The 25260-nt window shown below is 67.1% G+C and carries 24 protein-coding genes; 15 read left to right on the top strand and 9 right to left on the bottom strand.

The annotated features are described in order from the left end of the window. The first annotated feature begins 138 nt into the window (after window positions 1-138). Together AC0Z6F_RS16595 and AC0Z6F_RS16590 are read left to right on the top strand one after the other, a co-directional pair. Window positions 139-339, top strand: a complete 201-nt coding sequence (locus AC0Z6F_RS16595) for a hypothetical protein (protein ID WP_006395502.1) — start codon at window positions 139-141, stop codon at window positions 337-339. A gap of 105 nt (window positions 340-444) precedes the next feature. After that, complete coding sequence (locus AC0Z6F_RS16590) at window positions 445-795, top strand: VOC family protein (protein WP_006395500.1); 351 nt, start codon at window positions 445-447, stop codon at window positions 793-795. A 15-nt stretch (window positions 796-810) separates the two neighbouring features. Here the strand turns inward: AC0Z6F_RS16590 and AC0Z6F_RS16585 are convergent, their stop codons facing one another. Further along, on the bottom strand, window positions 811-1431 hold the full coding sequence (locus AC0Z6F_RS16585) for a TetR/AcrR family transcriptional regulator (protein ID WP_012512189.1): 621 nt from the start codon (window positions 1429-1431) through the stop codon (window positions 811-813). Between the two features lie 125 nt (window positions 1432-1556). Here AC0Z6F_RS16585 and AC0Z6F_RS16580 point away from each other — a divergent pair, with 125 nt between their 5' ends. Beyond that, complete coding sequence (locus AC0Z6F_RS16580) at window positions 1557-3029, top strand: MFS transporter (RefSeq protein ID WP_485617866.1); 1473 nt, start codon at window positions 1557-1559, stop codon at window positions 3027-3029. A gap of 11 nt (window positions 3030-3040) precedes the next feature. On the opposite strand, the gene AC0Z6F_RS16575 is transcribed toward AC0Z6F_RS16580, so the two are convergent. The 3 genes from AC0Z6F_RS16575 to AC0Z6F_RS16565 all read right to left on the bottom strand — a co-directional run bounded on the left by AC0Z6F_RS16575 (window position 3041) and on the right by AC0Z6F_RS16565 (window position 5400). Next, on the bottom strand, window positions 3041-3340 hold the full coding sequence (locus tag AC0Z6F_RS16575; RefSeq protein WP_006395495.1) for a KGG domain-containing protein: 300 nt from the start codon (window positions 3338-3340) through the stop codon (window positions 3041-3043). A gap of 136 nt (window positions 3341-3476) precedes the next feature. Beyond that, window positions 3477-4151 (bottom strand): CerR family C-terminal domain-containing protein, encoded by a 675-nt coding sequence (locus tag AC0Z6F_RS16570; RefSeq protein ID WP_006395489.1) that lies wholly within the window; start codon window positions 4149-4151, stop codon window positions 3477-3479. Continuing rightward, entirely contained in the window at window positions 4144-5400 is a 1257-nt protein-coding gene (locus AC0Z6F_RS16565; protein ID WP_006395487.1) for a M24 family metallopeptidase, read from the bottom strand. The genes AC0Z6F_RS16570 and AC0Z6F_RS16565 overlap by 8 nt, the downstream gene beginning before the upstream one ends. 208 nt (window positions 5401-5608) lie before the next feature. On the opposite strand from AC0Z6F_RS16565, the gene AC0Z6F_RS16560 reads away from it, so the two are divergent. Then, entirely contained in the window at window positions 5609-7093 is a 1485-nt protein-coding gene (locus tag AC0Z6F_RS16560; protein WP_006395484.1) for a DUF4434 domain-containing protein, read from the top strand. Between the two features lie 5 nt (window positions 7094-7098). On the opposite strand, the gene AC0Z6F_RS16555 is transcribed toward AC0Z6F_RS16560, so the two are convergent. Continuing rightward, a complete protein-coding gene (locus tag AC0Z6F_RS16555) occupies window positions 7099-7563 on the bottom strand; it encodes a MarR family winged helix-turn-helix transcriptional regulator (protein WP_006395482.1) in 465 nt (154 codons plus the stop codon). Window positions 7564-7612: 49 nt separating this feature from the next. On the opposite strand from AC0Z6F_RS16555, the gene AC0Z6F_RS16550 reads away from it, so the two are divergent. The 3 genes from AC0Z6F_RS16550 to AC0Z6F_RS16540 all read left to right on the top strand — a co-directional run bounded on the left by AC0Z6F_RS16550 (window position 7613) and on the right by AC0Z6F_RS16540 (window position 12257). Beyond that, window positions 7613-8524 (top strand): S41 family peptidase, encoded by a 912-nt coding sequence (locus AC0Z6F_RS16550; RefSeq protein ID WP_100435285.1) that lies wholly within the window; start codon window positions 7613-7615, stop codon window positions 8522-8524. 98 nt (window positions 8525-8622) lie between these two features. Then, the gene (locus AC0Z6F_RS16545) at window positions 8623-9516 is read left to right on the top strand and encodes an NAD-dependent epimerase/dehydratase family protein (protein WP_012512186.1); all 894 of its coding nucleotides are present in this window, start codon (window positions 8623-8625) and stop codon (window positions 9514-9516) included. A gap of 209 nt (window positions 9517-9725) precedes the next feature. Then, window positions 9726-12257, top strand: a complete 2532-nt coding sequence (locus AC0Z6F_RS16540) for a methyl-accepting chemotaxis protein (protein ID WP_012512185.1) — start codon at window positions 9726-9728, stop codon at window positions 12255-12257. Between the two features lie 96 nt (window positions 12258-12353). Here the strand turns inward: AC0Z6F_RS16540 and AC0Z6F_RS16535 are convergent, their stop codons facing one another. Further along, the gene (locus tag AC0Z6F_RS16535) at window positions 12354-12740 is read right to left on the bottom strand and encodes a DUF2628 domain-containing protein (RefSeq protein WP_006395308.1); all 387 of its coding nucleotides are present in this window, start codon (window positions 12738-12740) and stop codon (window positions 12354-12356) included. Window positions 12741-12957: 217 nt separating this feature from the next. Between AC0Z6F_RS16535 and AC0Z6F_RS16530 the strand changes: the two genes are divergently transcribed. Beyond that, a complete protein-coding gene (locus tag AC0Z6F_RS16530) occupies window positions 12958-13128 on the top strand; it encodes a hypothetical protein (protein ID WP_169050326.1) in 171 nt (56 codons plus the stop codon). A 60-nt stretch (window positions 13129-13188) separates the two neighbouring features. Here the strand turns inward: AC0Z6F_RS16530 and AC0Z6F_RS16525 are convergent, their stop codons facing one another. Then, window positions 13189-15234, bottom strand: a complete 2046-nt coding sequence (locus AC0Z6F_RS16525) for a TonB-dependent receptor domain-containing protein (RefSeq protein WP_012512184.1) — start codon at window positions 15232-15234, stop codon at window positions 13189-13191. A 493-nt stretch (window positions 15235-15727) separates the two neighbouring features. Here AC0Z6F_RS16525 and mdoH point away from each other — a divergent pair, with 493 nt between their 5' ends. The 5 genes from mdoH to hemC all read left to right on the top strand — a co-directional run bounded on the left by mdoH (window position 15728) and on the right by hemC (window position 21655). Then, window positions 15728-17653: a glucans biosynthesis glucosyltransferase MdoH gene (gene mdoH, locus AC0Z6F_RS16520; RefSeq protein WP_065724628.1), complete on the top strand. Its 1926-nt coding sequence runs from the start codon at window positions 15728-15730 to the stop codon at window positions 17651-17653. A 50-nt stretch (window positions 17654-17703) separates the two neighbouring features. Next, window positions 17704-18363 carry an alpha/beta hydrolase gene (locus AC0Z6F_RS16515; RefSeq protein WP_485617861.1) on the top strand — a complete coding sequence of 220 codons (660 nt, stop codon included), beginning with the start codon at window positions 17704-17706 and terminating at the stop codon, window positions 18361-18363. A 3-nt stretch (window positions 18364-18366) separates the two neighbouring features. Next, entirely contained in the window at window positions 18367-19410 is a 1044-nt protein-coding gene (locus AC0Z6F_RS16510) for a sensor histidine kinase (RefSeq protein ID WP_198283146.1), read from the top strand. A gap of 10 nt (window positions 19411-19420) precedes the next feature. Continuing rightward, window positions 19421-20152, top strand: a complete 732-nt coding sequence (locus tag AC0Z6F_RS16505; protein ID WP_006395075.1) for a LytR/AlgR family response regulator transcription factor — start codon at window positions 19421-19423, stop codon at window positions 20150-20152. A gap of 591 nt (window positions 20153-20743) precedes the next feature. Next, window positions 20744-21655: a hydroxymethylbilane synthase gene (hemC, locus tag AC0Z6F_RS16500; RefSeq protein WP_012512180.1), complete on the top strand. Its 912-nt coding sequence runs from the start codon at window positions 20744-20746 to the stop codon at window positions 21653-21655. 115 nt (window positions 21656-21770) lie between these two features. On the opposite strand, the gene AC0Z6F_RS16495 is transcribed toward hemC, so the two are convergent. Both AC0Z6F_RS16495 and AC0Z6F_RS16490 read right to left on the bottom strand, forming a co-directional pair. After that, entirely contained in the window at window positions 21771-22547 is a 777-nt protein-coding gene (locus tag AC0Z6F_RS16495) for a DUF481 domain-containing protein (protein WP_012512179.1), read from the bottom strand. Between the two features lie 106 nt (window positions 22548-22653). Next, complete coding sequence (locus tag AC0Z6F_RS16490) at window positions 22654-23268, bottom strand: LolA-like protein (RefSeq protein WP_012512178.1); 615 nt, start codon at window positions 23266-23268, stop codon at window positions 22654-22656. Window positions 23269-23347: 79 nt separating this feature from the next. Here AC0Z6F_RS16490 and AC0Z6F_RS16485 point away from each other — a divergent pair, with 79 nt between their 5' ends. Together AC0Z6F_RS16485 and AC0Z6F_RS16480 are read left to right on the top strand one after the other, a co-directional pair. Next, window positions 23348-24319 carry a helix-turn-helix transcriptional regulator gene (locus tag AC0Z6F_RS16485; protein WP_012512177.1) on the top strand — a complete coding sequence of 324 codons (972 nt, stop codon included), beginning with the start codon at window positions 23348-23350 and terminating at the stop codon, window positions 24317-24319. A gap of 26 nt (window positions 24320-24345) precedes the next feature. Continuing rightward, complete coding sequence (locus tag AC0Z6F_RS16480) at window positions 24346-25140, top strand: MetQ/NlpA family ABC transporter substrate-binding protein (RefSeq protein ID WP_006394939.1); 795 nt, start codon at window positions 24346-24348, stop codon at window positions 25138-25140. Window positions 25141-25260: the final 120 nt, after the last annotated feature.

The following is a 25260-nucleotide window of genomic DNA, read 5'->3' as shown; positions in this document are numbered from 1 at the left end:
GACGATCACCCCCAGTGATGTGAAGGAAATTTAATGAACAGATTAATGTTTCGTGACGTGAGCGTTCACTCCATCTCTCGGCCGCCTCGCTACCGTGAGCCGGCCTGGGCTCACCAGGCTTATCAAGGAGTGATGTCGATGCGTGCTTTCAGGAAAATGATCGCAGTAGCGGTGTTCGCGCTGGCATGTACCGGTTCGGTGGCGGTGGCAGGACCGGTCGAGCCCTGCGACAAGCCGTGCTGGCGGGCGTATCAGATGTGCCTGGCCAGTGGTGCCGACGCCGGTGAATGCCAGCAGGCGTACAACACCTGCGTGGTCGACCTGTGCATGGGCGTGTGAGTCGCGCCGTTTGAGCCGTGCGTGGGGCCCCGTCACCGACGGGGCTCTTCTGTTTGGGTGCAAGGTCGGGCAGTCTCGACGCGTCCTTTCCAACGGAAGCGTGTCATGGCCGTCAAACGCGTCGTCGCAAACATTGCCACGCCCGATCCATCGCGCGCGGCCGCTTTCTATGGCGAGTTGCTTGGGATGCCGGTGCTGATGGACCACGGCTGGATCATCACCCATGGCGGCCAGGGCAGTGCGCTGGCACAGGTCAGCTTCGCCAGCGAAGGCGGCGCCGGAACCCCGGTGCCGGACCTGTCGATCGAAGTGGACAACCTGCAGGAGGTGCTGGATCGCATGCACGCGGCCGGCATTGCGCTGGAGTACGGCCCCGCCGATGAACCCTGGGGCGTGCGCCGCTTCTTCGTCCGCGATCCGTTCGGGCGGTTGTTGAACATCCTCGCCCACACCTGAGCGGCAGAAAGTCCGTCAGCGCCGTTTGGCACCGGTCGGTTGCACGCCGACCATGCGCAGGCAATCGGCCTGCACGGCGGCGATGAAGGCATCGGCATCCGGTGCCGGTGCAGCGATCAGGTCGTCGGTGGCGCCGTGCACACCGGCATAGATCAACGAGGCGGTGACCTTGGGCGCTGGAAGCTGCCACAGACCTGCGGCGTTGCCTGCTTCGAGGATGCCCAGCAGTTGCTGCTGGATCGCACTGCGTTCGGCATTGCCGCGCTGGTGATGGTGGTGGTTGGCGAACACCACATCATGCAGCGCGTGGGTACGCACGTAGAGCTCGATGTTGGCGCGGATCCAGGCACGCAGGCGCGCCACGCCATCATTGGCGGGCTGCTGCTGCACGGCCAGGTCGACCTCCTCCATGAACTGCCGCGTATAGCGCTGCGCCAGCGCCTGCAGGATTTCGGTGCGCGAGGCGAAGTAGGTATAGAAGGTGCCCTTGGCCACGTCGGCGGCAGCGACGATGTCGCTGATGGTGGTCGCTTCCACGCCCTGCGACAGGAACAGCGCCTGCGCGGCGTCCATCAGTTCTTCCTGGCGGGTTTCGGCGGGCTTGGTGCGCGGCCTGGCGACAGCTGGGGTCTGCATGGTGGGCGTGATCCGGGTGCGGCGGCCACCATTCTAGCTGCCCTGTGCAGGCGACTGACCGTCAGTCATTGACCGACGGTCAGTCAGTGGCTACGATGCGCGCACATCCTCCGCGGGATCCGTACATGCATCGCTTCCAACGGCCGGCCCTGGTGCTGGCGGCCTATCTCGGCACGTTCCTCGCCTCGCTGGACATCAGCATCGTCAACGTCGCCCTGCCGACCCTGCAGCTGGCATTGTGGACCGACATGGCCGGCCTGCAGTGGGTGATCAACGCCTATGCGATCGCGCTGTCAGCGCTGATGCTGTCGGCCGGTCCGCTCGGTGACCGCTATGGCCATCGGCGGATGTGGCTGCTCAGCGTGGCGACCTTCACCCTGGGCTCGTTGCTCTGCGCCTGCGCCGGCAGCCTGTCGATGCTGGTGGTCGGGCGCGCGGTGCAGGGCGTCGCGGGTGCGCTGTTGATTCCCAGCGCGATGCCGATCCTCAGTCATGCATTTCCTGATCCGCGCCAGCGCGCGCGCGCGATCGGTGGCTGGTCGGCGTTCAGTGCGCTGGCCCTGGTACTGGGACCCATGCTCGGTGGCGTGCTGGTGCAGCGTGCCGGTTGGCCGAGCATCTTCCTGATCAACCTGCCGCTGGGCCTGCTGGCGCTCGTGCTGGGGGCCTGGGCCATTCCAGAACGGCGGCATCCGCAGCACGCTGCACTGGATCCGGCCGGGCAGATGCTCAGCATCGTTGCCCTGGGCGCGCTCAGCTACGGCCTGATCGCCATCGGCGAACACGGACTGATGGTGCCAGGGACACTGCTGGCCCTGGGTATCGCCATTGCCGGGCTGATGGCGTTTGGCGTCGTCGAACGTCGTGTGGCGCGCCCTCTGCTCCCCTTGGACCTGTTCGCCAGCCGGCGCTTCGGCATGCTCAACCTGGCTTCGTTCGTGCTGGGCTTCACCGCCTATGCCAGCCTGTTCTTCCTCTCGCTGTTCTTCCAGCAGGCACAGGGCCATGAGGCGGTGCTGGCGGGGACGCAGCTGGTCCCGCAGTTCCTGCTGATGGGCGCGGTGTCGCTGCTGTTCGGCCGGCTGGTCACCCATATCGGCCTGGCCACCGCACTGGTGTTGGGCTATGTCCTGACCGGGGTGGCGCTGTTGGCGATGACGACGTTCGAACCGGATACGTCGCAGGGTCGCGCCAATGCGTTGCTGATGCTGCTTGGGGTTGGAATGGGCCTGGCGGTGCCGGCCACCGGCATGGCGGTCATGGCCAGCGTACCCCCCGAGCGCGCGGGTATTGCCTCGGCCACGATGAACGCATTGCGCCAAGCTGGCATGAGCCTGGGAATCGCTTTGCTGGGCAGCCTGATGAGTGTGCGCGCGGTGCAGCAGTTCGCCAGCTCCGCGCGAGCCGCAGGGCAGTCAGGGGTAGCCGAGCAGGCGCGCGCGCTGATCCTGCGGCCCACCTCGATGGTGTCCACGCCGCAGATGCTGGCCTGGTACCGCAGCGCGATGGCCAGTGGCTTCGGCTGGGCGATGGCCGTGGCGGGTGCCATGGCGCTGCTGGCGGCCATCGGCCTGCATCGGCGGCGGTTGCAGGCCTGACTACGGGCTACTCATCCTTGCTGACGCTTCGGGTCATCTGCCGTTGTCGTGGACTCGCTTTGCTGCTGCTGCCGCGTATTGGCGTGGCGCGCATGCCCGCCTTCGCGACCGATCGCAGCCATGTGCTGTCGATCACGGCTGATCGCTTCGCCGCCTTTGCGACCTGCGACGCGCGCTTCAGCGGGACTGAACTCATGTGCGTTGCCGGACGCATGCGCAGCGCGTCCACCCTTGGCAGCGATCTCACGCTGCTTGCCCTGGTCCATCGAGGCGAAACCCCGACTGGAGGTGCCGTGTTGCTGGTCAGCCATGTGACGTCTCCCGTTGCGTGGGCGTCGCCGCAGTCGGCGACGGTGCCCATCCTTGGGCATGGCACGCTAAGTCCAGGTCGCCATTCTCGAGGCCACCTTCACCTGGCCTGCGCATCCGGTTGACGGTTATGGCCATTCAGGCTGGCGCCGCCCGGGCTGCGGCCAGAGCCATACCGCCGACGATGGCTGCAATTGTCTCCACGTCGGCTGCCGCTGCCGTTTCTCCAAGCCGCGCCTGCAGGGCGCCGTGCGAGACAGCAAAGACGATCGCCTGGCCGAGCAGTGCGTGGGTACGCAGCACCGTCTCCATGCTGGATGCATCGGCGCCTCGAAGATGAGCGACGCATTCGGCCAATGCCGCATGCAGAGGCCCGAACAGCTCATGGTGGACACGGGCGAACGCGGCCGTCGGCTGGATCTGCTCGCGGGCCAGCAACAGGGTCCGCGCACTTGCATCGGGTGCAGCCAGCAGCGCGTGCACGAATGCCCGCATCAGCCGCTGCAGCTGCTGTGCGGCCTGGCGTGGACCGGCGGGTGGTACCGCGGGCAGCGGCAGCTGTTCAGCGATGGCCTGTGCGGCGCGCCTGAGTACGGCGGCATACAGTTCCAGCTTGCCGCCGAAGTGGTAGGGAATGGCGGATTGGCTGCAGCCTGCAATATCCACCAGTTGACGGGTGCGCACGCCTTCCACTCCCAGTGCACTGAACAACTGCAGTCCAGCCTGCAGCAACCGGGTCCGGGTCTGTTCGCTGCGTGTCTCAGCCGCCCGCCGTCGCGCCGGTGTCTGCAGGTGCGCGATGAACTCAGGCATCGGCCTGCATCAACCAGGTGGAGTTGTCGTTGAGGGCTACGCCGGCGTGCTCGCCGACGATGACCGTGCCGCCGATGTTGGCCATGTGCCGGCCGAACGCGCAGTTGGGTTCGAAGGCGAAGCACATGCCGGCCTGCAACGGGAGCTCGCGCCCCACCGTCGGCAGTGGCGTGATGTGCGCATAGCGCGCGGCCTCCGGCAACACCTCGATGCCTGGCGCACGGCCGAAGCCAACGGGCCCGTAGGGATTGAGGCTGTGGACCAGCGGGTGCACATGCCAGCCTCCTGCTTCCAGCAGCGGTGCTTCCATCGCATCGACGACATCGCCGAAGGTGTTGCCCACACGCAGTGTGGACAGGCCGGCTTCATAGCTGGTCCGTGCCACGGAAGCGGCGCGATGGATGTCATCGTGTACTTCGCCGATCGCGACGGCAGCCTGATGCTGCGTTTCCATCAGCCCATACAGCGCGAAGATCTCCGACAGCACCAGGTCGCCATCGCGCAGCACGCGCGGCGCCTGTGCACGGTACTGCCAGGCGGGCGGCCCCCAGCCGACATACTCGGGCCCGGAGCCAAGCAGTACTTCGGCGGTGTAGCCGCCCAGCGCGAAGCAGGTGGCGGTGACTGCGGCGACCAGCTCGGCTTCGGAGACCCCCGGGCGGGCGGTGGCGCGTAGTGCCTCGCTCATGGATTCGCCGATCCAGGCAGCATGAGCGATCAGTGCCAGTTCTTCCTGGCTCTTCACCGAGGCGCGCTGGAAGAACGCACGGTAGACCGGTACGAACTGCGCCGCCGGTACTGCGGCCTGCATGCCCTGCAGGGTGCGGGCAGGCATGGCACCATCGAAGTAGAACGGCGGGTATGGTTCCAGCCCGAGCACGCCGATACGGGCGTTGTGCAGGCCACAGTGCTGCAGCCAGCGGCCGACTTCCTGACCGGACTTTCCTACCCACAGCTGCTCGGGCGCGATCCATTGCAGGTCGCCGCGCAGGCCGGCCTGGAGGTGGTCGGCGATCATCAACGAGGCGAAGGTGAATACCCGTGGCGGCTCGTCGCCGACGAATACCACGATCGAGCCTGGGCGATCGTTGGTGAAATAGCAGTCCGGGGAAAAGCCGGCGGGGGCGGCGGCTTCCCGATCGCCATGCACGACCAGCGCATCGAGCTGCTCACTGGCCATGATGTCGCGGGCCAGGGCCCAGCGGCGGTTGCGTTCGTCCAGGCTCAGTGGTGCCGGTGGCGTGCGCATGAGAGGAACTCCAAGGGGAAGGTGCGCGCAGGCTCGATCACGCAGCTGAATGAATCAACCGCTTGAAATGGCGTTGGGCGCGCGCTGCCGCGGGCGCAGCGGAAGTAGGCGATTGCGCAGCCGTGCCGGTGATCGCGGCGGGGTGCCGGCCGCTGTTGCTAGGATGGGCAACGACGCCACTCACTTGGCCACGACAGGGACGTACAGAATGAACAGGATTGGATTGATCGTATTGCTCGCATGTGCCGCGCCGGCCCATGCAGGCAGTAACCTTTTGACCGGCAGCTTCGTCCACGTTGGCTATTCGGCCAGCGATGAGCAGCTGCCGGCCGCGCAGTTGCCGCTGTTCCTGGACGAGCTGCAGGACCTGGGCAACGACACGATCATCCTCGGCCAGACCCGTGCCACGCGCGCTGGCGTGGGATGCGCCAGCGGCGCGCAGGATTTCGAATGGATCGCTGGATTCCCCGGCAAACTCGGCACAGTGCTCGATGCTGCGGCGGCGCGCGGCATGGAGGTCGTGGTCGGCACCACCTACAGCTCGGGGCAATGCGCCACCTTCTGGCAGGGCCAGAACGCGACGGCGGTGGCGCAGGATGCAGCGCAGTCGCTGGCCCAGCTGGGCCAGCAGTACGGTTCGCATCCGGCCTTCGCGGGTTGGTACATCACCGATGAGCCTGCACAGGTACCTGCCGACCGCGCGTCCTTCTACCGCGCGATCGTTGCTGCCCTCAAAGCCAGTACGCCATCCAGGCCAGTGATGGTCGCGCCCTACCTGGCGTCATCCAGCATCGATCCGGCCAATGTGGCCAGCGCTGCGGCGAAGTTCCGCACGGCCACCGGCGTGGACGTGCAGATATGGCAGGACGGCATCGGTGCGGCCTCGCATGCCAGGTTGTTCCAGTGGGATCGTCCGGGACATTCCACCGAGGCGTATTACCAGGCGCTGTCGGCGGCGCTGGGTGCCAGCGGTCTGTGGGCTGACATCGAACTGTTCAACCATGGCAGTCCGTTGTTCCTGGATACCGGCAACGGGCTGTCCGGCGCCTACCGGTCTGCCTCGGTGCAGCGCATCAACCAGCAGTTGTGGAGTGCACGTTCGGCTGGCAAGCGCGTTGCCTGGCTCAGCCAGTTCCACATGTCCGAGGTGGTTGGCCCTGGCCAGGGCCATGCCGAAGCGCCACGGATGATGAACACTTACCGCGGGTTGTACGGCCTGGGTGCCTCATACGTCGTCGATCCGGTGCATACCACCTACAGCTACAGCGTGGCGCCGGATGCGAACTATCCCGACAGCACAGGCCACGAGCTGTTCGATCGCCGGGTTGGCGACCCGCGCAATCCGATGGATGCCGGCTGGGTGGGCGTGCATGGCAACGTCGCCATCACCATCGATCTTGGCCAGCGCCGGCGGGTGGACTGGATCGGCCTGCATACGATGACCCGCCCGGGGTGGGGCATCGTCACGCCGACAGCCGTGGAGGTGATGTGTGCCGAGCCGGGCGCCGCCGCCGTGAAGATCGGCATGCTGTCGGCGCCATTCACCCAGGCCGGGCTGAGCGGTTCGACCGAAGAGGAATACGTGCTGGGCAACGCTGCGCCGCTGGCCGCGCAGTGCCGCACGCTGGAGCTTCGGTGGGCCAATGGCAGCTGGACCTTCCTCAGTGAGATCGAGATGGCGGCGGAGCAGTAAGCGCGTCAGCGCACGCGCCCATCGCGCAGGCGCTGCGCGAAGGGCCGCTGCTCAAGCGCTTGCAGTGTGTCGCGGAGCACCTGCTCCAACGACTGCCCGAGATCGATGTCCAGGCTGCGTGCCGCGCGCGCCGTCGCCTGCCACTGCGCCTGCAGCGCCGGCAGCGCCTGCAGTGCATGCGGGCTCAGCTGCAGGATGCGCTCGCGGCTGTCTTCGCCAACGGCGGAGTGCAGCCAGCCGTCGCGCACCATCGCTGAAACCGTCTGGCTGAGTGCGGAATGGCTGAGCCCGCAGGCCAGTGCCAGGTCCTTGATCCGGCAGGGCCCCTGCGCCACCAGCGTGCGCAGTACCGGGGTGTAGCGGGGTCGGTAGTCCAGTTGCAGATCGCGATAGGCCTGCTCGACGGCCGGGTCAAGCTGATCGAGCAGGGCACGCAGCAGGGTGCCCAGGGTGGCATGTTGGAGATCCATGGTCGCGATGATATATAAGCACTTACATATCATCAATGCGGGGTGGGGCATGGCGGTTTCGTGGATGCTTGGCGCACTGCTTGCAGCCTCCTGCCCGGCACAGGATGCGGTGCTGCAGGCGGCGGCCACGGCGATACAGGCGCAGTACCTGGACGCGGTGGAAGGTGCCCGCATCGCCGATGCCCTGCGTGGTTGGTCGAACGAACAGCGCTACGCCGATACCTGTGCGGATCCGAAGGCCTTCAGCGCGCGCCTGAACCAGGACCTGGACGTATTCGATGGCCATTTCCACGTCGAGCGGGTGGATGCCCACGCCGGACAGGACGACTGGCTGATGGCCTGGCGCGCCGACGCCCGCGCCAACGGTGCCGGCGTGCGCGAGGTGAAGGTGCTGGAGGGCAATATCGGTTACCTGCGGCTGAGTACCTTCTATCCGCTCGATCTGGCCCGTCCGAAGCTGGAGGCTGCCTTCACCCTGCTGGCCGACACCGATGGCCTGGTGCTGGACCTGCGCCAGAACGGCGGTGGTGATGACGGCAGCGCCGACCTGCTGGTGCGTACCTTGCTGGAGGCGAACATCACCCAGGTGCAGGCACTGGATCAGCGTGGCCGACGTACGCCGGTGCCGTTGCCACCGGCGAGCCTGCCGGCGTACCTGAAGCCGCTGGTGGTACTGATCGACCGCCGTACCGGCTCGGCTGCCGAATACGTCGCCTATTCGTTGCAGGCGCTGGGTCGCGCGCGCATCGTTGGCAGCCGCAGTGGCGGTGCCGCACATATGTTCGATGATCCTGTGCTGCTGCCGGATGGCTATCAGATCAGCATTCCGGACCGGCAACCGATCAATCTCCGTACCGGCGGCAACTGGGAACGCGCCGGGGTCACGCCTGATGTCGCCGGCGGAGACGATCCACTGTTCGTCGCACGGCAGTTGCTGGCCACGTCGACATCGTCAAGATGAACGCACAATTGCAACCGTGCCCTATCGCAGACGACATGCGGGGTGCCTAGAATCGAAACATCCCGGTAGTTCCCGGGCGCTTCGAGTGAATGGACTCAATGAAGATTCTGTTGACCGGCAGTTCCGGGCGGATCGGGCGTGCGATCTTCGGCGCCCTGGCCGCTGCCCATGAAGTGGTGGGGCTGGATCGCAGCCCGTTCGCAACGACGCGCATCATCGCCGATGTCACCGATCATCAGGCGGTCGTACGCGCGGTGCAGGGTGTCGACGCGGTGATCCACACCGCCGCCCTGCATGCGCCGCACGTGGGCCTGGTGCCGGATGCGGTGTTCCAGCAGATCAACGTGGATGCGACCCGGCACCTGCTGGCGGCGGCCCGGGAGGCCGGTGCCCGTCGCTTCGTGCTGACCAGTACCACCGCGCTGTACGGCCATGCGGTGGTGGCTGGTGGGTGCCGCTGGATCGATGAAGACACCGAGCCGCTGCCACGCACCATCTACCACCGCAGCAAGCTGCAGGCCGAGGCGCTGGCCGAAGCGGCGGCGAGCGCGGACTTCAGTGTGCGTGTACTGCGCATGGGTCGCTGCTTTCCGGAGCCGCCCGAGCGTATGGCGATGTTCCGCCTGCATCGCGGCATCGACGCACGGGATGTCGCCAGTGCGCATGCCGCGCTGCTGCACGATGAGGGCGCTGCCTTCGCGCGCTACATTGCCTGCGCACCCACACCGTTCCTGCGCGAGGATTGCCTTGAGCTGGCGACCCAACCGCGCAGGGTGCTGGCCCGGCGTGCGCCGCAGCTGCTGGCCGAGTTCGAACGCCGGGGCTGGCCGTTGCCGCTGAGCATCGACCGCGTCTACGACAGCGCGCGCCTCCGCAGCCTGCTGGGCTGGCAACCGCGCTTCGGCCCCGATGACGTGCTGCAGCAGTACGCCGCCGGCAGCATCGAGGTGTTGCCGAGGGCGCAGTGGATCAAGGACCGCGTGGCCGAATGAGGCGGCAGCTGACAGCTTGCTGAGCTGTTCCTGAGTGCGTTCAGGAATGTGCGGGCGGGCCACCTCAACCTCGTTGGCGGGCGGCCGCTAACCCGGTGCGCTTCCTGCGCTGGGCCCGGCCCGGCGACCGGTGGCCTGCGCGATGGATCGCGCGCCTGCGCGGTGCCCTCGCGGTGCCGGTCGTCCTGAACTGCCTTGCGGATCCTTCCATGCCTTCTTCCCGCTCCGTCGCCGCCCGCCGCCCGGGCAGCATCGCCCACAAGCTGATGCTCGGCACCGCCGTGATCGCGCTGCTGTGCTTCGGCCTGACCGCGTTCCTGATCTATCGCCAAGCCAGCGCCAGCCTGGTCAATGCCTCGCGCCAGACCATGGCCAGCGAAGCCACCGCCGAGGCACGCCAGGTCGCGGCCGACCTTGGCACGGCTTTCGCCAGCAACGATGCCATGGTCGAGGCCGTGCTGGCCCAGCGTGCGCGTGGTGACGCGCCCGACCGCGCCAGCCTGGCCGCCGTGCTCGGCGAACAGCTGCGTACCCATCCTGAATGGCTGGGCAAGAGCACCATGTGGGAAGCCGATGCGTTTGATGGCAAGGATGCCGAATTCGTCGACACCGAGGCGCACGATGCCACCGGTCGTTACATGAGCTACTGGGCCTGGCACGATGGCAAGCCGCAGCAGTCGACGATGACCGACTACACCGAGACCGCCAGCGGCTCCGGCGACTGGTACATGGTGCCCAGCCGCGACAAGCTGGCGAAGGTGAGCGAGCCTTATGCCTATGACATCGGCGGCCAGCAGGTGCTGATGAGCACGCTGAGCACGCCGATCGTCGAAAACGGTACGTTCCTCGGCGTGTTTACCGTCGACTTCTCGCTGGCCGCGCTGCAGAAGCACCTCGCCACGCTGACGCCGATGGGCGCCGGCCGCGTCGAGCTGCTCTCACCCCATGGCGTGGTGCTGGCCTCGGCCAATGCCGCTGAAATCGGCAAGCCGCGCAGCGATGCACTGACCCGCAGCATGCTGGCCGACATCGCTGCCGATCGTCGCTTCGAAGCTTTCACCCCGGACGCAGCCGGCAATGTGCGTGTGTACGTGCCGCTGCGCGTGGGCGATGCCCCGCAGCGCTTCGCGCTGGGCGTGGTGATGCCGCATGCGGTGATCGTGGCAGAGGCGCGCCAGCTGCTGTGGCTGACCCTGCTGGTCGGCGTGGTGGCCGCATTGACCCTTAGCGCAGGTGTCTACGTGCTGCTGCGCCGGTTGGCGATCCGCCCGCTGGCCGAAGCGGTGCGCGTGGCCTCTGACGTCGCCGCCGGCAAGCTGGACAGTGCGCTGCCGACGCGCAGCAATGACGAAGTGGGGCGCCTGCTGGAGGCGATGCAGGGCATGCGCGGCCAGCTGCAGTCGGTGATGGCCGCGCAGTCCGAAATGGCGCGTCGCCACGATGCCGGCGAGCTCAGCTACCGCATGGACGCCTCTGTATTCCCTGGCGAGTACGGCCGCATGGTGGCCGACAGCAACCAGCTGGTGGCCTCCAGCAATGCGGTCACCCAGCGCCTGGTCGAGGTGATGCAGCGCTACGCAGTGGGCGACCTCAGCGTGGACATGGAAGCATTGCCGGGCGAGAAGGCAGTGTTCAGCGCCGCGATGGCCACCACCAAGAGCAATCTGGCGGCGATCAACGATCAGATCCAGCAGCTGGCTGCTGCAGCCGCTGCCGGTGACTTCGCGGTGCGCGGCGACGCCCTGCGCTTCGACCACGATTTCCGCCGCATGGTCGAAACCCTCAACACCATGATGGAGGTCAGCGACCACAACCTGGCCGAGCTGTCGACGCTGCTGCGCGCGATTGCCGCTGGTGACCTCAGCGCGCGCATGCAGGGCGACTTCCGCGGCGTGTTCGCAGTGATGCGCGACGATGCCAACAGTACCGTGCAGCAGCTGACCCGGATCGTCGGCCAGATCCAGCAGTCGGCCGCCAGCATCCGCCTGGCCGCCGGTGAGATTGCCGCCGGCAACAGTGACCTGTCGCGTCGCACCGAGCAGCAGGCCGCCAACCTGGAAGAAACCGCCGCTTCGATGGAAGAACTGACCTCCACCGTGCGCCAAAATGCCGACCACGCGCTTCAGGCCAACACCCTGGCCGGCTCCGCAGCAGGTGTCGCCAGTGAGGGTGGGCAGGTGGTCAGCCAGGTGGTGCAGACCATGGAACAGATCGAGGCCTCCTCGCAGCGCATTGCCGAGATCATTTCGGTGATCGATGGCATCGCGTTCCAGACCAATATCCTGGCACTGAACGCGGCAGTGGAAGCGGCGCGCGCCGGTGAGCAGGGCCGTGGCTTCGCCGTGGTCGCCAGCGAAGTGCGTGCGTTGGCCCAGCGCTCGGCAGGCGCGGCCAAGGAGATCAAGGAGCTGATCGACGTCTCGGTGGCACAGGTCGGTGCCGGTGCGCAGCTGGTGCACGGTGCGGGCCGCACCATGCAGGAAATCGTCGGCCAGGTCGGTCGAGTGAACGAGATCATGGCCGAGATCTCGGCGGCGTCACGCGAGCAGTCGGCGGGCATCGAGCAGGTCAACCAGACCGTAGTGCAGATGGACGAGACCACCCAGCAGAACGCTGCGCTGGTGGAGGAAGCCAGTGCTGCTGCACGCGCGATGGAAGAGCAGGCCGAACAGCTGGCGGTGGCAGTATCGCGCTTCCGTCTGCAGGCCGAGCCGGTAGCCGTGGCACGCTACGCGGCCTGAGCCACAGCCCGCACAAATGAGGACGCCCGGCAAAGGCCGGGCGTCCTTGTTTCAGCTTGCTGGCATGCCGGAACCGGGTCCGGCAACCGCAATCGCTCAGAACATGCCTTCGAAGGGGTTCCAGCTGGCTTTGCCCTTCACCTGCTCCAGGTAGTAGCTGTAGTTGGTGCTGGCGGCGACCAGGAAGTTCATGGCAATGAACAGTGGACGCGCGACGACGTCCGGCAGGAACAGGGAGACGATGCCCAGCACGATGCCGATGCCGATCACCACCAGCGCCTTGCGCCACATGCCCAGGATGAGCAGGTAGATGAAGCCGAAGAAGAACGCGAAGAAATTGATGTTGATCTTCAGGCGGTCGCCGAAGGAGAGCGCCTTCCAGGCCTGCTTGAATCCCGGCTCTTTGGGAGCGCCGTGCTGCTGGAAGAAGTTGAAGCGGAACTGCCACTTCGGGCTGAAGCGGGTGAGGTCGACTGCGTTCATTGACGATTACGTCCTTGTAGGAAAACGATTACATGATACGAGGCCGCCGGTTCAGGAAACTACCCTTGGCCGTCAAAAATGTGACGCGTCCGGCATGTATGGGCCTGCGGCGGGGCGCCGCACCGTCACCCACCCGCCTTGTTTTTAGGATAGGGTGCGCAGTTCCGCCGCCGCCCCAGCTGGATCCGGGCAGCGGCGGGATGTCCATGGAGGTTGCATGACCACACCTGCTACACCGGAAAACGCACCGGGACCGGTGCTCCTGCCGACACCTGAAGTGGTGCAGGCACAACAACTGCTCGCACGCCAGCAACTGGCGGTGGCAATGGACCGTGCGCGCACGGCGGCCACGCAGAACGCGGCACCGGCCGCGCTGGAAAGCGAGTAACCCGCAACACCGCCGATCGCGCTGGCCCGCCGCCAGCGCGATCGCGGCGCGCGTCGCCGGTCAGAAGCGCGCGGTCATGCTCAGGAAGTAGCTGCGCCCGGCCACGAAGTAGTCGGTGGAGCCCTCCGCGTACAGCTTCTTGTCGGCCAGGTTGCTGACGCCACCACGCAGGGTCAGTACCTCGTTGACGTTCCAGGCGGCGGTCAGGTCATACAGGGTGTAGGCCTTGAGGAAGGTCGTCGCCGTGCCGGTCTGCTTGCCGGTGTACTGCGCCGACAGGCTGCTGGAGAACGTCGTGTTGGGCGTCCAGTCCAGCGACGAGTAGCCCGAGAACTCCGGGGTATCGATCAGGTTCCTGCCGGTGGTCAGGTTCTTGGCTTCCTTCATCCAGGTCGCCGAGGTGCGCCAGCGCCAGTGCTCGCCGAAGCGGAAGTTCAGGTTGCCTTCCATGCCGCTGGTACGCGCGCGCTGCACGTTGCTCATGCGCGTCCACCAGATGCCGTTGAACTTGCCCAGCGGTGCGTATTCGATCTTGTTCCTGAAGTCGGTATGGAAGTAGGTCAGGCCGGCATCGACCAGGTCGTTGTCGAAGCTGATGCCGATCTCGCGGTTGGTGCTGGTTTCCGGATCCAGGTCCGGGTTGCCGGCCATGTAGCAGCCGCCACGGGTATAGCCCAGCGGGATCAGCGAGGTGCAGCCACGGCCGCCGGACTGGGTGGCCGCGCTGGGCGAGTTCTCGGTCAGGCTGGGCGCACGGAAGCCCTTGGAGACGCCACCGCGGATCGTCCACTGTTCGGCCGGATGCCAGACCAGGTACGCACGCGGGCTGACGTGGCCGCCGAACTTCTCATGGTGGTCCAGGCGCGCGCCCAGGGTCAGGGCCAGCGTGCGGTGCAGCTTCAGCTCGTCCTCGACGAACAGCGCCCAGGTATCCACCTGCAGGTCGGAGCCGTTGACCGCGTTGCCGGCGTAGTCGATCGGCGCGCGGCCGATGGTATCGGTGTTGGTCAGTTCCTGGCGCTTCCACTGGCCACCCACGGCGAACTGGTGTTCAACGCCCAGGGTGAACGGTGTGGTCAGGCTGCCTTCGATGATCGTGTCGGTCGCCTCGGAGCGGCCGGTGGCGCCGATGTCATTCTTGTACTCGGTCCAGTACGCGCTGATCTTCGAGTTGCCGAAGTTCCACTTGCCATCGTGGTTGAGCGCCAGCGAACTGCGCTTGAGTTCACTGGCACCCCAGGCGCCTTCGTCCTGCTTTTCCAGCGAGGCATCGATGAAGGACTGCTGCACGCCGTGGCCGGCTTCCAGCGACAGTTCCTGCGCGTCGCTGAGCTTCCACTGCAGCAGTGCGTCGACATTGCGGTCCTTCTCGCCGGCATAGGCATTGCCGTAGACGCCGCCATTGGACTGGTCCGAATCGCGGCGCATGCTGTTTGCACCGATGCGCAGGCCGAAACGCTCGCCGAGCGGGCCGGAGAAGGTCGCGCCGATCTGCTGGGTGTCGCCGCGCTTGCCGTCACCCGGGCGGGTGTAGCTGTGGGTGGCGCTGCCGTTCCATTCGTCGCCGATGCGGCGGGTGATGATGTTGATCACGCCGCCCATGGCGTCGGAGCCGTACAGCGACGACATCGGCCCGCGGACCACTTCGATGCGCTCGATCTGGTCGGGCGAGATCCAGTTCAGATCCTGGCGGCCCAGATCGGGGCGATAGTTGGTCGAGGCCGAACTGCCCATCCGCTTGCCGTCCACCAGCACCAGCGTGTAGTTGGACGGCATGCCGCGCAGCTTGATCTTGGACTGTTCGCCAACGGCGCTGAGGCCACCGGTCACGCCCGGAACGCGGCTGAGCAGGGTGGCCAGGTCATGCACCGGCTGGCGCGCGATGTCCTCGCGGCTGATCACGCTGATGCTGGCCGGGGCATCCTTGATCCATTGCTGGTTGCCCGAGGCGGTGACCACCACGGTATCCAGGTCCTTGGTGGAGGCATCGGCGCTGGCTTCGGCGGCGGCCAGGCCGGGCAGGGCTAGCAGGCAGGCGGCAGACAGGGCAGTGGCCAGGCGGGTACGCGACAGGCGCGCGCTACGGAGGTGGGACGACAGGGACATGACGGCTTCCATCGGAGGAGGGAGACCCGGTGGAAGCAGCAGGCGCACGCAGACAGCAGGCAGCCCCCTTCCATGGGTCGTTGGGCGCGCGGATTGGACCGGCGCAGCTGGGTGGGTCTCGACCGTGTGAGGACGGTGACCTGCCTGGTTAATGAAATGATAACCGTTCGCGTTTGTTACGATCCAGTACCTGGGGCGATCAAGCGACATCCGGCTGTCCCGCCCGGAGATCGCCTGCTGTTTGCTGAATGGGGGTAAATCCCGGCGTACACCTTCGCGCGCGGCTTACATCCAGCGCCCTAGACTGGCGCCGCATTTTCGATTCCGCCCCGTTGGAGATCGTGTGGGTTCCGGTAGTGACAGACATCGACTGTGCGGCCACAGGCCGGCACAGCCAGGACAAGTGCGGGCGCCGGGAAGGCGCGCCGGGAACCTTCGTGCATGCAGCCCGGCCGGGATGGCCGGCCGTGCCGACTGCGCGGAGTAGGCGGCGATGGGGGTGCAGACCATCCACGCGGAAGCGGATACGCCCCGGCTTGACGCCGGCTGGGCGCTGCTGCCTGCTGAATCGCCGCTGCAGATGCCCGAGCAGACCCTGCGCGAAGGCGAGCTGAAAGTCCGCAGGCATCGCACCTCGCCGCGCATGATCGGCCTGCGCCGGCTGTACATCCTCGGCGGCACCGCGGTGATGACCACCGTGGCCACGCGCATGATGTGGCGGGTGTTGTCGGGCAACGGCATCAGCGTGCTGGAAGCGTGCCTGCTGGTGCTGTTCGTAGGCCTGTTCGCCTGGATCGCGCTGTCCTTCGCCAGCGCCGTGGCCGGCTTCCTGACCGCCGTGTTCGACCGTGGCTACCGCCTCGGCATCGACCCGGACAAACCGCTGCCGACCGTGCACAGCCGCACCGCGCTGCTGATGCCGACCTACAACGAGGACCCGCGCCGGCTGCTGGCCGGCCTGCAGGCGATCTACGAATCGGTGGCGGCCACCGGGCAGCTGGAACGTTTCGACTTCTTCGTGCTCAGCGATACCCGCCGCGAGGACATTGCACGGGCCGAGGAGCAGGTGTTCGCCGAGCTGCGTGAGCGCGTGCCCGACGGCCAGCGGCGGCTGTTCTATCGTCGCCGCAGTGACAACGGCGCGCGCAAGGCCGGCAACATCGCCGACTGGGTGCGCCGCTTCGGCGGCGCCTACCCGCAGATGCTGATCCTGGATGCCGACAGCCTGATGACCGGCGACAGCATCGTGCGCCTGGTGGCCGGCATGGAACACAACGCCGACGTTGGCCTGATCCAGACCCTGCCTTCGGTGATCGGTGGCCGCACCCTGTTTGCCCGCATGCAGCAGTTCGGCGGCCGCGTGTACGGGCCGGTGATCGCCCGCGGCGTGGCCTGGTGGCACGGCGCCGAGAGCAACTACTGGGGCCACAACGCGATCATCCGCACGCGCGCCTTCGCCGATCAGGCCGGCCTGCCGGCGCTGCCGGGACGCAAGCCGTTCGGGGGCCATGTGCTCAGCCACGATTTTGTCGAAGCGGCGCTGATGCGTCGGGGTGGCTGGGCCGCGCACATGGTGCCGTACCTGGGCGGCAGCTATGAGGAAGGTCCGCCGACCCTGACCGACATGCTGGTGCGCGACCGCCGCTGGTGCCAGGGCAACCTGCAGCACGGCAAGGTGGTGGGCAGCCGCGGCCTGCACTGGATCAGCCGCGTGCACATGCTGATCGGCATCGGCCATTACTTCACCGCGCCGATGTGGGCGATGCTGATGCTGATCGGCATCGCCATCCCGTTGTTCCAGGAGGGCATCGACTTCAACGCCCTGCTGCACCTGTCGCCCAGCGTGTACTGGCGCGCCCAGGACGAGGAACAGGTGGTACGCCTGTTCGCCGCGACCATGGCGGTGCTGCTGATGCCCAAGGTGCTGGGGTACCTGGCGATGCTGCTGGACCCGGTCGACCGGCGCGGCTGCGGCGGCGCGATCCGTGCATTCGTGTCGATGCTGGTGGAGACCGTGTTGGCCGCACTGATGGCGCCGGTGGTGATGTACGTGCAGTCGCGTGGCGTGGCCGAAGTGCTGTCCGGCCGCGATTCGGGCTGGGACGCCCAGCAGCGCGACGACGGCGGCATATCCTGGATGGCGCTGATCCGCGGCTACGGTGGCCTGGGCGTGTTCGGTGCCTTCATGGGCGTGCTGGCGTGGGCGGTGTCGCCATCGCTGGCGGCGTGGATGGCACCGGTGGTGATCGGCATGGTGCTGGCCATTCCGGTGGTGGCACTTACGTCCTCGCGTGGCCCGGGCGCCTTCCTGCACCGCCTTGGCCTGCTCGATATCCCCGAGGAGAACATCCCGCCACCGGTACTGGTGCGCGCCGCCCAGCTGCGCCGGGAAGCGGCCGAGCAACCGCCGCTGTACTGATTCCTCTGCGCCAGCGGCATAATGCGGCTCGAACTTGAAGGAGCCGCATCATGCTGCAAACGGTGGAACAGGAAACCGGCGCTTCGCCGCAGTGGTCGGTGATCTGGCTGCATGGCCTTGGTGCCGATGGCCATGACTTCGCGCCGATCGTGCCGGAACTGGTACGCCCGCACTGGCCGGCGCTGCGTTTCGTGTTCCCGCATGCACCGGTGCGGCCGATCACGATCAACAACGGCGTGCCGATGCGCGGCTGGTACGACATCGTCGGCATGGATTTCCGATCGCGTGCCGACATGACCGGCGTGCAGGAATCGGTGCTGCAGCTGGATGCGCTGATCGCCCGCGAGATCGAACGTGGCATCGCACCGGAGAAGATCTTCCTGGCCGGTTTCTCGCAGGGCGGTGCCGTCATCCTCACCGCCGCGCTGTCGCGTACCGCGCCGCTGGCTGGCCTGATCGCGCTGTCCACCTACCTGCCCGAAGCCGAGACCGCCAAGCGTATTGAAGGTGCCGTGCAGGTGCCGGTGTTCATGGCCCACGGCAGCGCCGATCCGGTGATTCCGCAGGCAGTGGCTGCGCACAGCGCGCAGGCACTGCAGTCGCTGGGCCTGGTGGTGGAATGGCATAGCTACCCGATGGCCCACCAGATCTGCGCCGAAGAAATCCAGGCGCTGGGTGACTGGCTGCAGGAACGCCTGGGCGCCGCCTGAGCCATGCCTCCGGCCAGCACACCGCCGTGGATGCCGGAACTGTGCCGCCTGCCACGGCTGGCGGCGATGCTCGGCTTGGCCGAGCTGGTGGTGGTGGTGCTGGCCCTGGCGCCCGACGGCAGCCGCCACTGGACCTTTGGCGAACTGCTGTCGGCCAGTGGCTTCGCGCTGTGGCTGGCGCTGGCGGTAACCGCCAGCCTGTGCCTGCTGCGGCAGGCGCTGTCGAAGCTGCCGCAGCTGCTGGGCGCGGTCGCGGCGATTGCGTTGGCGGCGCTGATCGCAGTGGTCTGCGCCGGCATCGTGCACGCCCTGTATGCGGTGCTGGGGGACAACTTCGCCCATGGCATCAGCTTCTGGCGCTTCACCCTCGGCAGCGCCGCAACCACCGCACTGATCACCGCACTGGCCCTGCGCTACTTCTATGTGAGTGATCGCTGGGCCGCACAGGTGCAGGCCAACGCGCGCGCGCAGGCCGATGCGCTGCAGGCACGGATCCGCCCGCATTTCCTGTTCAACAGCATGAACCTGATCGCCAGCCTGCTGCATCGCGACCCGGCAGTGGCCGAGCGCGCGGTGCTCGACCTGTCCGATCTGTTCCGCGCAGCCTTGGGGGCGGGCGAGGGTGATTCCACCCTGCGCGACGAATGCGAGCTGGCCGAGCGCTACCTGTCGATTGAATCGCTGCGCCTGGGCGAGCGCCTGCAGGTGCGCTGGCAGCGCGACGAGCCGCTGCCCTGGGACCTGCCATTGCCGAGGCTGGTACTGCAGCCGCTGGTGGAGAATGCCGTGCTGCACGGCATCTCGCGCCTGCCCGAGGGCGGCACCATCGAACTGCAGCTCGTCCGCGAGGGCAATGAGCTGCAGATCCGTGTGCGCAATCCGGCGCCCGACCCGCAGGCCCCGGGATTGGCCCTGGCGCGGGGCGCGGGTCATGCCCAGCACAGCATCGGCCATCGCCTTGCCTGGCGCTTCGGCAGCACCGCGCGGATGACGGCCGGCTGGAGCGAGGGCTACTATGCCTGCCAGGTGACAGTGCCGATCCAGTGAGGGGACGATCGTGAGGGTAGTCATCGCCGATGACGAACCGCTGGCACGCGAGCGCCTGCGCAGCCTGCTGGCAGCGCAGGACGGCGTGGATGTGGTGGCCGAGGCCGGCAACGGCGAGCAGGCCCTGCACGCGTGCGCGGAACTGCAGCCGGACCTGGTCCTGCTGGATATCGCGATGCCCGGGCTGGATGGCCTGGAAGCCGCCCGCCACCTGGCCAGCTTCGAGCCGCGCCCGGCGGTGGTGTTCTGCACTGCTTACGATGCGCATGCGCTGTCGGCGTTCGAGGCGGCCGCGATTGATTACCTGATGAAGCCGGTTCGTGCCGAGCGGTTGGCGGCAGCGATCGCACGTGCACGCACGTTCCTGGCCGGCCGTGATGGCCAGCCGCAGGACCACCGCGGGCAGCAGGCCCGCAGCATGCTGTGCGCGCGCCTGCGCGGCAGCCTGCGCTTGATTCCGCTGGACGACATCCATTACCTGCAGGCCGAAGAGAAGTACGTGGTGGTGCACCACGCGCGCGGCGAGGACCTGATCGAGGAGTCGTTGAAGTCGCTGGAAGAAGAGTTCGCCAGCCGCTTCATCCGCATCCATCGCAACTGCCTGGTGGCGCGCCACGAACTGGTCGAGCTGCGCCGTGGCACGGGTGGGCAGGTGCAGGCGGTGCTGCGGCATGGCAAGCAACCGCTGGAAGTCAGCCGCCGCTGCGTGGCGACGCTGAAGCAAGAACTGCGGCATTTGTAGGTTCCGCGCGGCCTGCGGCCGCGACTGCTGACGAGCAACGTCTGAAGCAACATCAACATCAACAGCAACATCAACATCAACATCAACAGCAGGTTGGTCGGCTCGTTGTTCTTACGTGCTGGGTCGGAACGGGGTGGGGTGGCGGGACACGCCGTAAACCCATCCATGGGGGCTCGATGGCGCCATCCATGGCGCCAACGGTCCCGCAACCCCACCCCGGCCCCACCCTCTCGTTCTCCACTGCATCGGACAGCAAAAGCATTGTTGTTATCGGCTTGGGAAGAGGGGTCAGATCCCTTTTCCTGCGGAAAAGGGATCTGACCCCGGAAGCCGTCGGCAGTTGCTTCTGCTTCTGCTCTTTTTTTTGATCTTCCGTGGCTGGCGCACACGGAAACTGTCAGGGGCCGGGTGGGTGGGTTGCGCAGGGGCGCAGGCGCCATGGATGGCGCCTACGAGCTTACAAGGACGTACTTGCAGCGTCCCCTGCGCGACCCACCCACCCGGCCAAGCGCGGCTGTTGCTTTCACGACGGTCATCCACGAGGGGCTCCGCCGTTGGCCGTATCCGCGCCGAAGGCGCGATAATGACCGGATGGAAACCGTCCGCATCGCCACCCGCAAGAGCCCGCTCGCCCTCTGGCAGAGCGAACACGTCGCCGATCGCCTGCGCCAGGCCCACCCCGGCCTGCATGTGGAACTGGTGCCGATGAGCACCCGCGGTGACGAGGTGCTCGATCGTTCGCTGGCCGCCATCGGTGGCAAGGGCCTGTTCCTGAAGGAGCTGGAGCTGGCGATGCTGCGTGGCGAGGCCGACTGCGCCGTGCATTCGCTGAAGGACGTGCCGATGGAGCTGGACGAACCCTTCGCGCTGCCGGCGATGCTGACCCGCCACGATCCGGCCGATGGCTTCGTTTCCAACCTGTACGCCTCGCTGGATGCGCTGCCGATCGGTGCGCGGGTTGGCACATCGTCGCTGCGTCGGCAGGCGCAGCTGCGCGCGCTGCGACCGGACCTGCAGCTGCTGGACCTGCGTGGCAACGTCAACACCCGCCTGGCCAAGCTCGACAACGGCGGCTACGACGCCATCGTGCTGGCCGTGGCCGGGCTGGAACGGCTGGGGCTGGGCGAGCGCATCGTTGCCCGCCTGCAACCGCCGCAGTGGCTGCCGGCGCCGGCACAGGGCGCGGTTGCGGTGGAATGTGATGGCAGCAATGCGCGCTTGATGGCGCTGTTCGCCGGCCTGGATGACGCGGCGACCCGTGCCTGCGTCGAAGCCGAGCGGGCGATGAACCGTGCGTTGCATGGCAGCTGCCACGTGCCGGTGGCGGCGATCGCGCAGTGGCAGGGGCAGGATCTGCACCTGCAGGGACTGGTGGGCAGTGCCAGTGATGGCCGCGCGGTGCGCGCCGAGGCCGTCGGCCCGGCCAGTGACCCGGAAGTACTGGGCCAGCGCGTGGCGAAGATGCTGCTGGATGCCGGTGCCGGCGAACTGCTGAACGTCTGAGGCATCGCAGGTAGTGCCGGCCGTTGGCCGGCAACCTCGTGCCCCGATTGAATGCAGTTGCCGGCCAGCGGCCGGCACTACCGAAAGAAGAACGGGCGCCTTTGGCGCCCGTTTCTTATTTGAACTTGTAGACCACGTTCATCGTGGTCAGCGTATCGGTCTTGCGCTTGTCTGCGGCTACGTCGCTGTTGTAACGCGCCTGCCAGCCGGCCTTCAGCGCCAGATGTTCGTTCATGCTCACCGAGACGCCGAAGTCGTTCTGGCCGAAGGTGTTGTACGAACCCGATTCGACCAGCAGGGTGTTGACCAGGTCGGTGTTGTCGGTCAGCGAGTACTTCATGTCGAACAGGCCGCGGCCGATCATGCCGGTGCGGGTGCGGTCGTCCTCGGTGCTGTGGGTGCGGCGCACACCAGGGCCGATCTGCGCGTCGAACGAGAAGCGCTCGGTGTTCCACAGGCGGGTGCCGTAACCCAGACCGAACGAACTCTGGCGGTCGTAGGTGGCGAAGTCGTCACGCTCGGTACGCACCGTCGCGGTCAGCTGGCGGTGCTCGCCCAGCTGCAGCGCACTGCCGGCACTGCCGGTGTAGCGGTTGGCGGTGGTGTTGTTGCGGCGGCTGGTGGAGCCGTCGTCGCGGGTCTCGGTCACCTTGGAGCTGGAACGCAGGCCAGCCAGGTCCATGCTGTGCACCCAGTCGCCGTCGGTATAGCGCAGGCGCAGGCGGCCGTTGAAGCTCTCGGTGCTGCTGTTGCCGCGTGCCGAGGCGAAGCCGAGCTCGCCGCCGCTGCCGCTCCACGGCGAAGACATCGCCGCCAGTTCGGAGGCATCCTGCGCATACGCAAGCGGCGCGCACAGCAGCAGGGGGATCAGCAGGGACACACGCAGGGACATCGGGGCTTCTCCGAAGCGGTTGACAGCCGGTGATGATACTGGAAGCGTGATGGCGGTCCGAATCGATCCAAAACCCGCTTCAGGAAACGTTCCTGCCACCGCCCATTCAGGGTAGATCGACGCGCAATGCCGGGTCGTTGAAGCGCGAATAGCGCAGGCGCAGCTGGAAACTGCGGCCGTTGCTGCTGCCGCTGCGTACGATCTGCCGTGGCAGGCCCTGTGCGTCCACCCAGTACTCCAGGCGTTCGCCGGGCTGGGTGCCGCGCAACCGGTAGTGACGGGTTTCGACTCCATCCAGCGACTGGCCGCCGAGGTCTTCGGCCTGCAGGTCGGCGGGCAGGGCATCGGCCGGCAGCGGGTTGCGCCATTGCTCGAGCAGGCCCGGCGGGGTCGGGACCTGGCGGACCCCGCCGTCGGCCTGCAGGAACATGGTGTCGCCGATGATCGTCTGCGGCCCGGCCGCGGTCTGCAGCCGGAATCGGTCGGGGGCAACGAAGTCCATGGCGCTGCGTACCGGCTGCGGCGCGCCCAGAACCTCCAGTTCGGCATGGAAGCTGCGCAGGGCGGCGAAGCGCTGGCTGGCCGCCAGCACGGCCTGCGCCGGATCGGAGGCAGGGACGGCGGCTGGGACGGCGGCTTCAGTGCCGGCCGGAGCCGGTGCGCGATCGCAGGCGGCCAGCAGCAGGCAGGCCAGCAGGGGCAGGGCAGGCAACCGGCGCATCGGGTGTTCCATGGGGCGGGGCGCCCACGATAGCCCAAACGTCCCACACAAGACCCGCGACTCGGACATAATCGGGGGTATGGACCGATACGAACGCATCACCGCCCTGCATCGTCTGCTCAAGTCCGCGCGCTATCCGGTGACGGTGGCGACCCTGCAGGACAAGCTCGGTTGTTCCCGTGCCACCGTCTACCGCGATCTGGCCTTCCTGCGCGATGCGCTGATGGCACCGATCGAGGGCGACGGCGAGGCCGGCTTCCGTTACCAGGCCGACGAGAGTGACCGCTTCGAGCTGCCCGGCCTGTGGCTGAGCTCGGAGGAGCTGCACGCCCTGCTGGCCTCGCAGCACCTGCTGGCACGGACCGGCGGCGGCGTGCTGTCCTCGGTGCTGGCACCGCTGCAACAGCGCATCGAGAGCCTGCTGGCGGCCCAGGCCGGCGTCTCCAACTGGCCGGTGGACCGTGTGCGGGTGATCCCGCACCGTGGCCGCAAGTTCGACGAGGGCAGCTTCCGCAGCGTGGCCTCGGCCGTGCTGGAGCGCCGCCAGCTGGCGTTCGAGTACCGCGCACGCTCTACCGACGAGCCGACCAAGCGCACCGTTTCGCCGCAGCGCCTGACCCACTATCGCGACAACTGGTACCTGGATGCCTGGGACCACGACCGCGAGGCCCTGCGCAGCTTCGCCGTGGACCGCATCCACAAGGCGCGGGTAGTCGACAACACCGCCCGCGACGTTGCCGACAGCGAGCTCGACGAACAGCTCGGCGCCAGCTACGGCATCTTCTCCGGTGCACCGAAGGGCTGGGCGACCATCCTGTTCAGCGCCAAGGCCGCTCGCTGGGTGGCCGACGAACACTGGCACTCCAAGCAGCAGGGCCGTTTCCTGGCCGACGGCCGCTATGAGCTGAAGGTACCGTACAGCGTCTCCCGCGAACTGCTGATGGACGTGCTGCACTACGGCTCGGATGCCGAGATCGTCGAACCGGTGATGCTGCGCGAGCAGGCCAAGGCGCTGCTTGAGCTTGCCCTGAGCAACTACGACAACTCCTGACCCTCCCCCCGAGAACCCTTTTGCCCATGAAGAAGACCCTGTTGCTGCCCCTGCTCGCCGCTGCCTTGGCCCTGACCGCCTGCGGCAAGTCCGGCGAGCCTTCGCAGAAGCTGGTGGTGGCCGCCACGGCCGTGCCGCACGCCGAGATCCTTGAGGTGGTCAAGCCGATCCTCAAGCAGGAAGGCGTGGACCTGGACGTGCGCGTGTTCAATGACTACGTGCAGCCCAACGACCAGCTGGTGCAGAAGCAGGTGGATGCCAACTACTTCCAGACCGAGCCGTACCTGGATGCCTACAACCGCGATCGCAAGAGCGATCTGGTGAAGGTGATCGGCGTGCACATCGAGCCGTTCGGCGCGTACTCGCGCAAGATCAAGTCGCTGGCCGAGCTGCGCGAAGGCGCCGACGTGGTGATCCCGAACGACCCGAGCAACAACAGCCGCGCGCTGATCCTGCTGCACAAGGCTGGTGTGATCGAGCTGAAGGACCCGGCCAACGCACTGTCGACCCAGCGCGACATCACCGCCAACCCGAAGAAGCTGAAGTTCCGTGAGCTGGATTCGGCGATGCTGCCGCGCGTGCTGGACCAGGTCGACCTGGCCCTGATCAACACCAACTACGCGCTGGATGCCGGCCTCAACCCGACCAAGGATGCACTGGCGATCGAGAGCAAGGATTCGCCGTACGTGAACTTCCTGGTCGCACGCCCGGACAACAAGGACGACGCCCGCGTGCAGAAGCTGGCCAAGGCCCTGACCAGCCCGCAGGTGAAGGCATTCATCGAGTCCAAGTACAAGGGCGCGGTGCTGCCGGCGTTCTGATGTTGGGGTAGCGGGGGGGGACGCCCCCCTGGGGGTGGGAGCGACGGGGCCAGCCCCACCCCGCCGCGCCCCCCTTCCATTTGGTACCAAAACCCCCCCCCAACCCCCCCACACCCACCC

The organism is Stenotrophomonas sp. 1L-E-5-B-C3 (assembly GCF_057292075.1).
The sequence above is the reverse complement of the archived record's forward strand: the minus strand, read 5'-3'. Positions and strand labels throughout refer to the sequence as shown.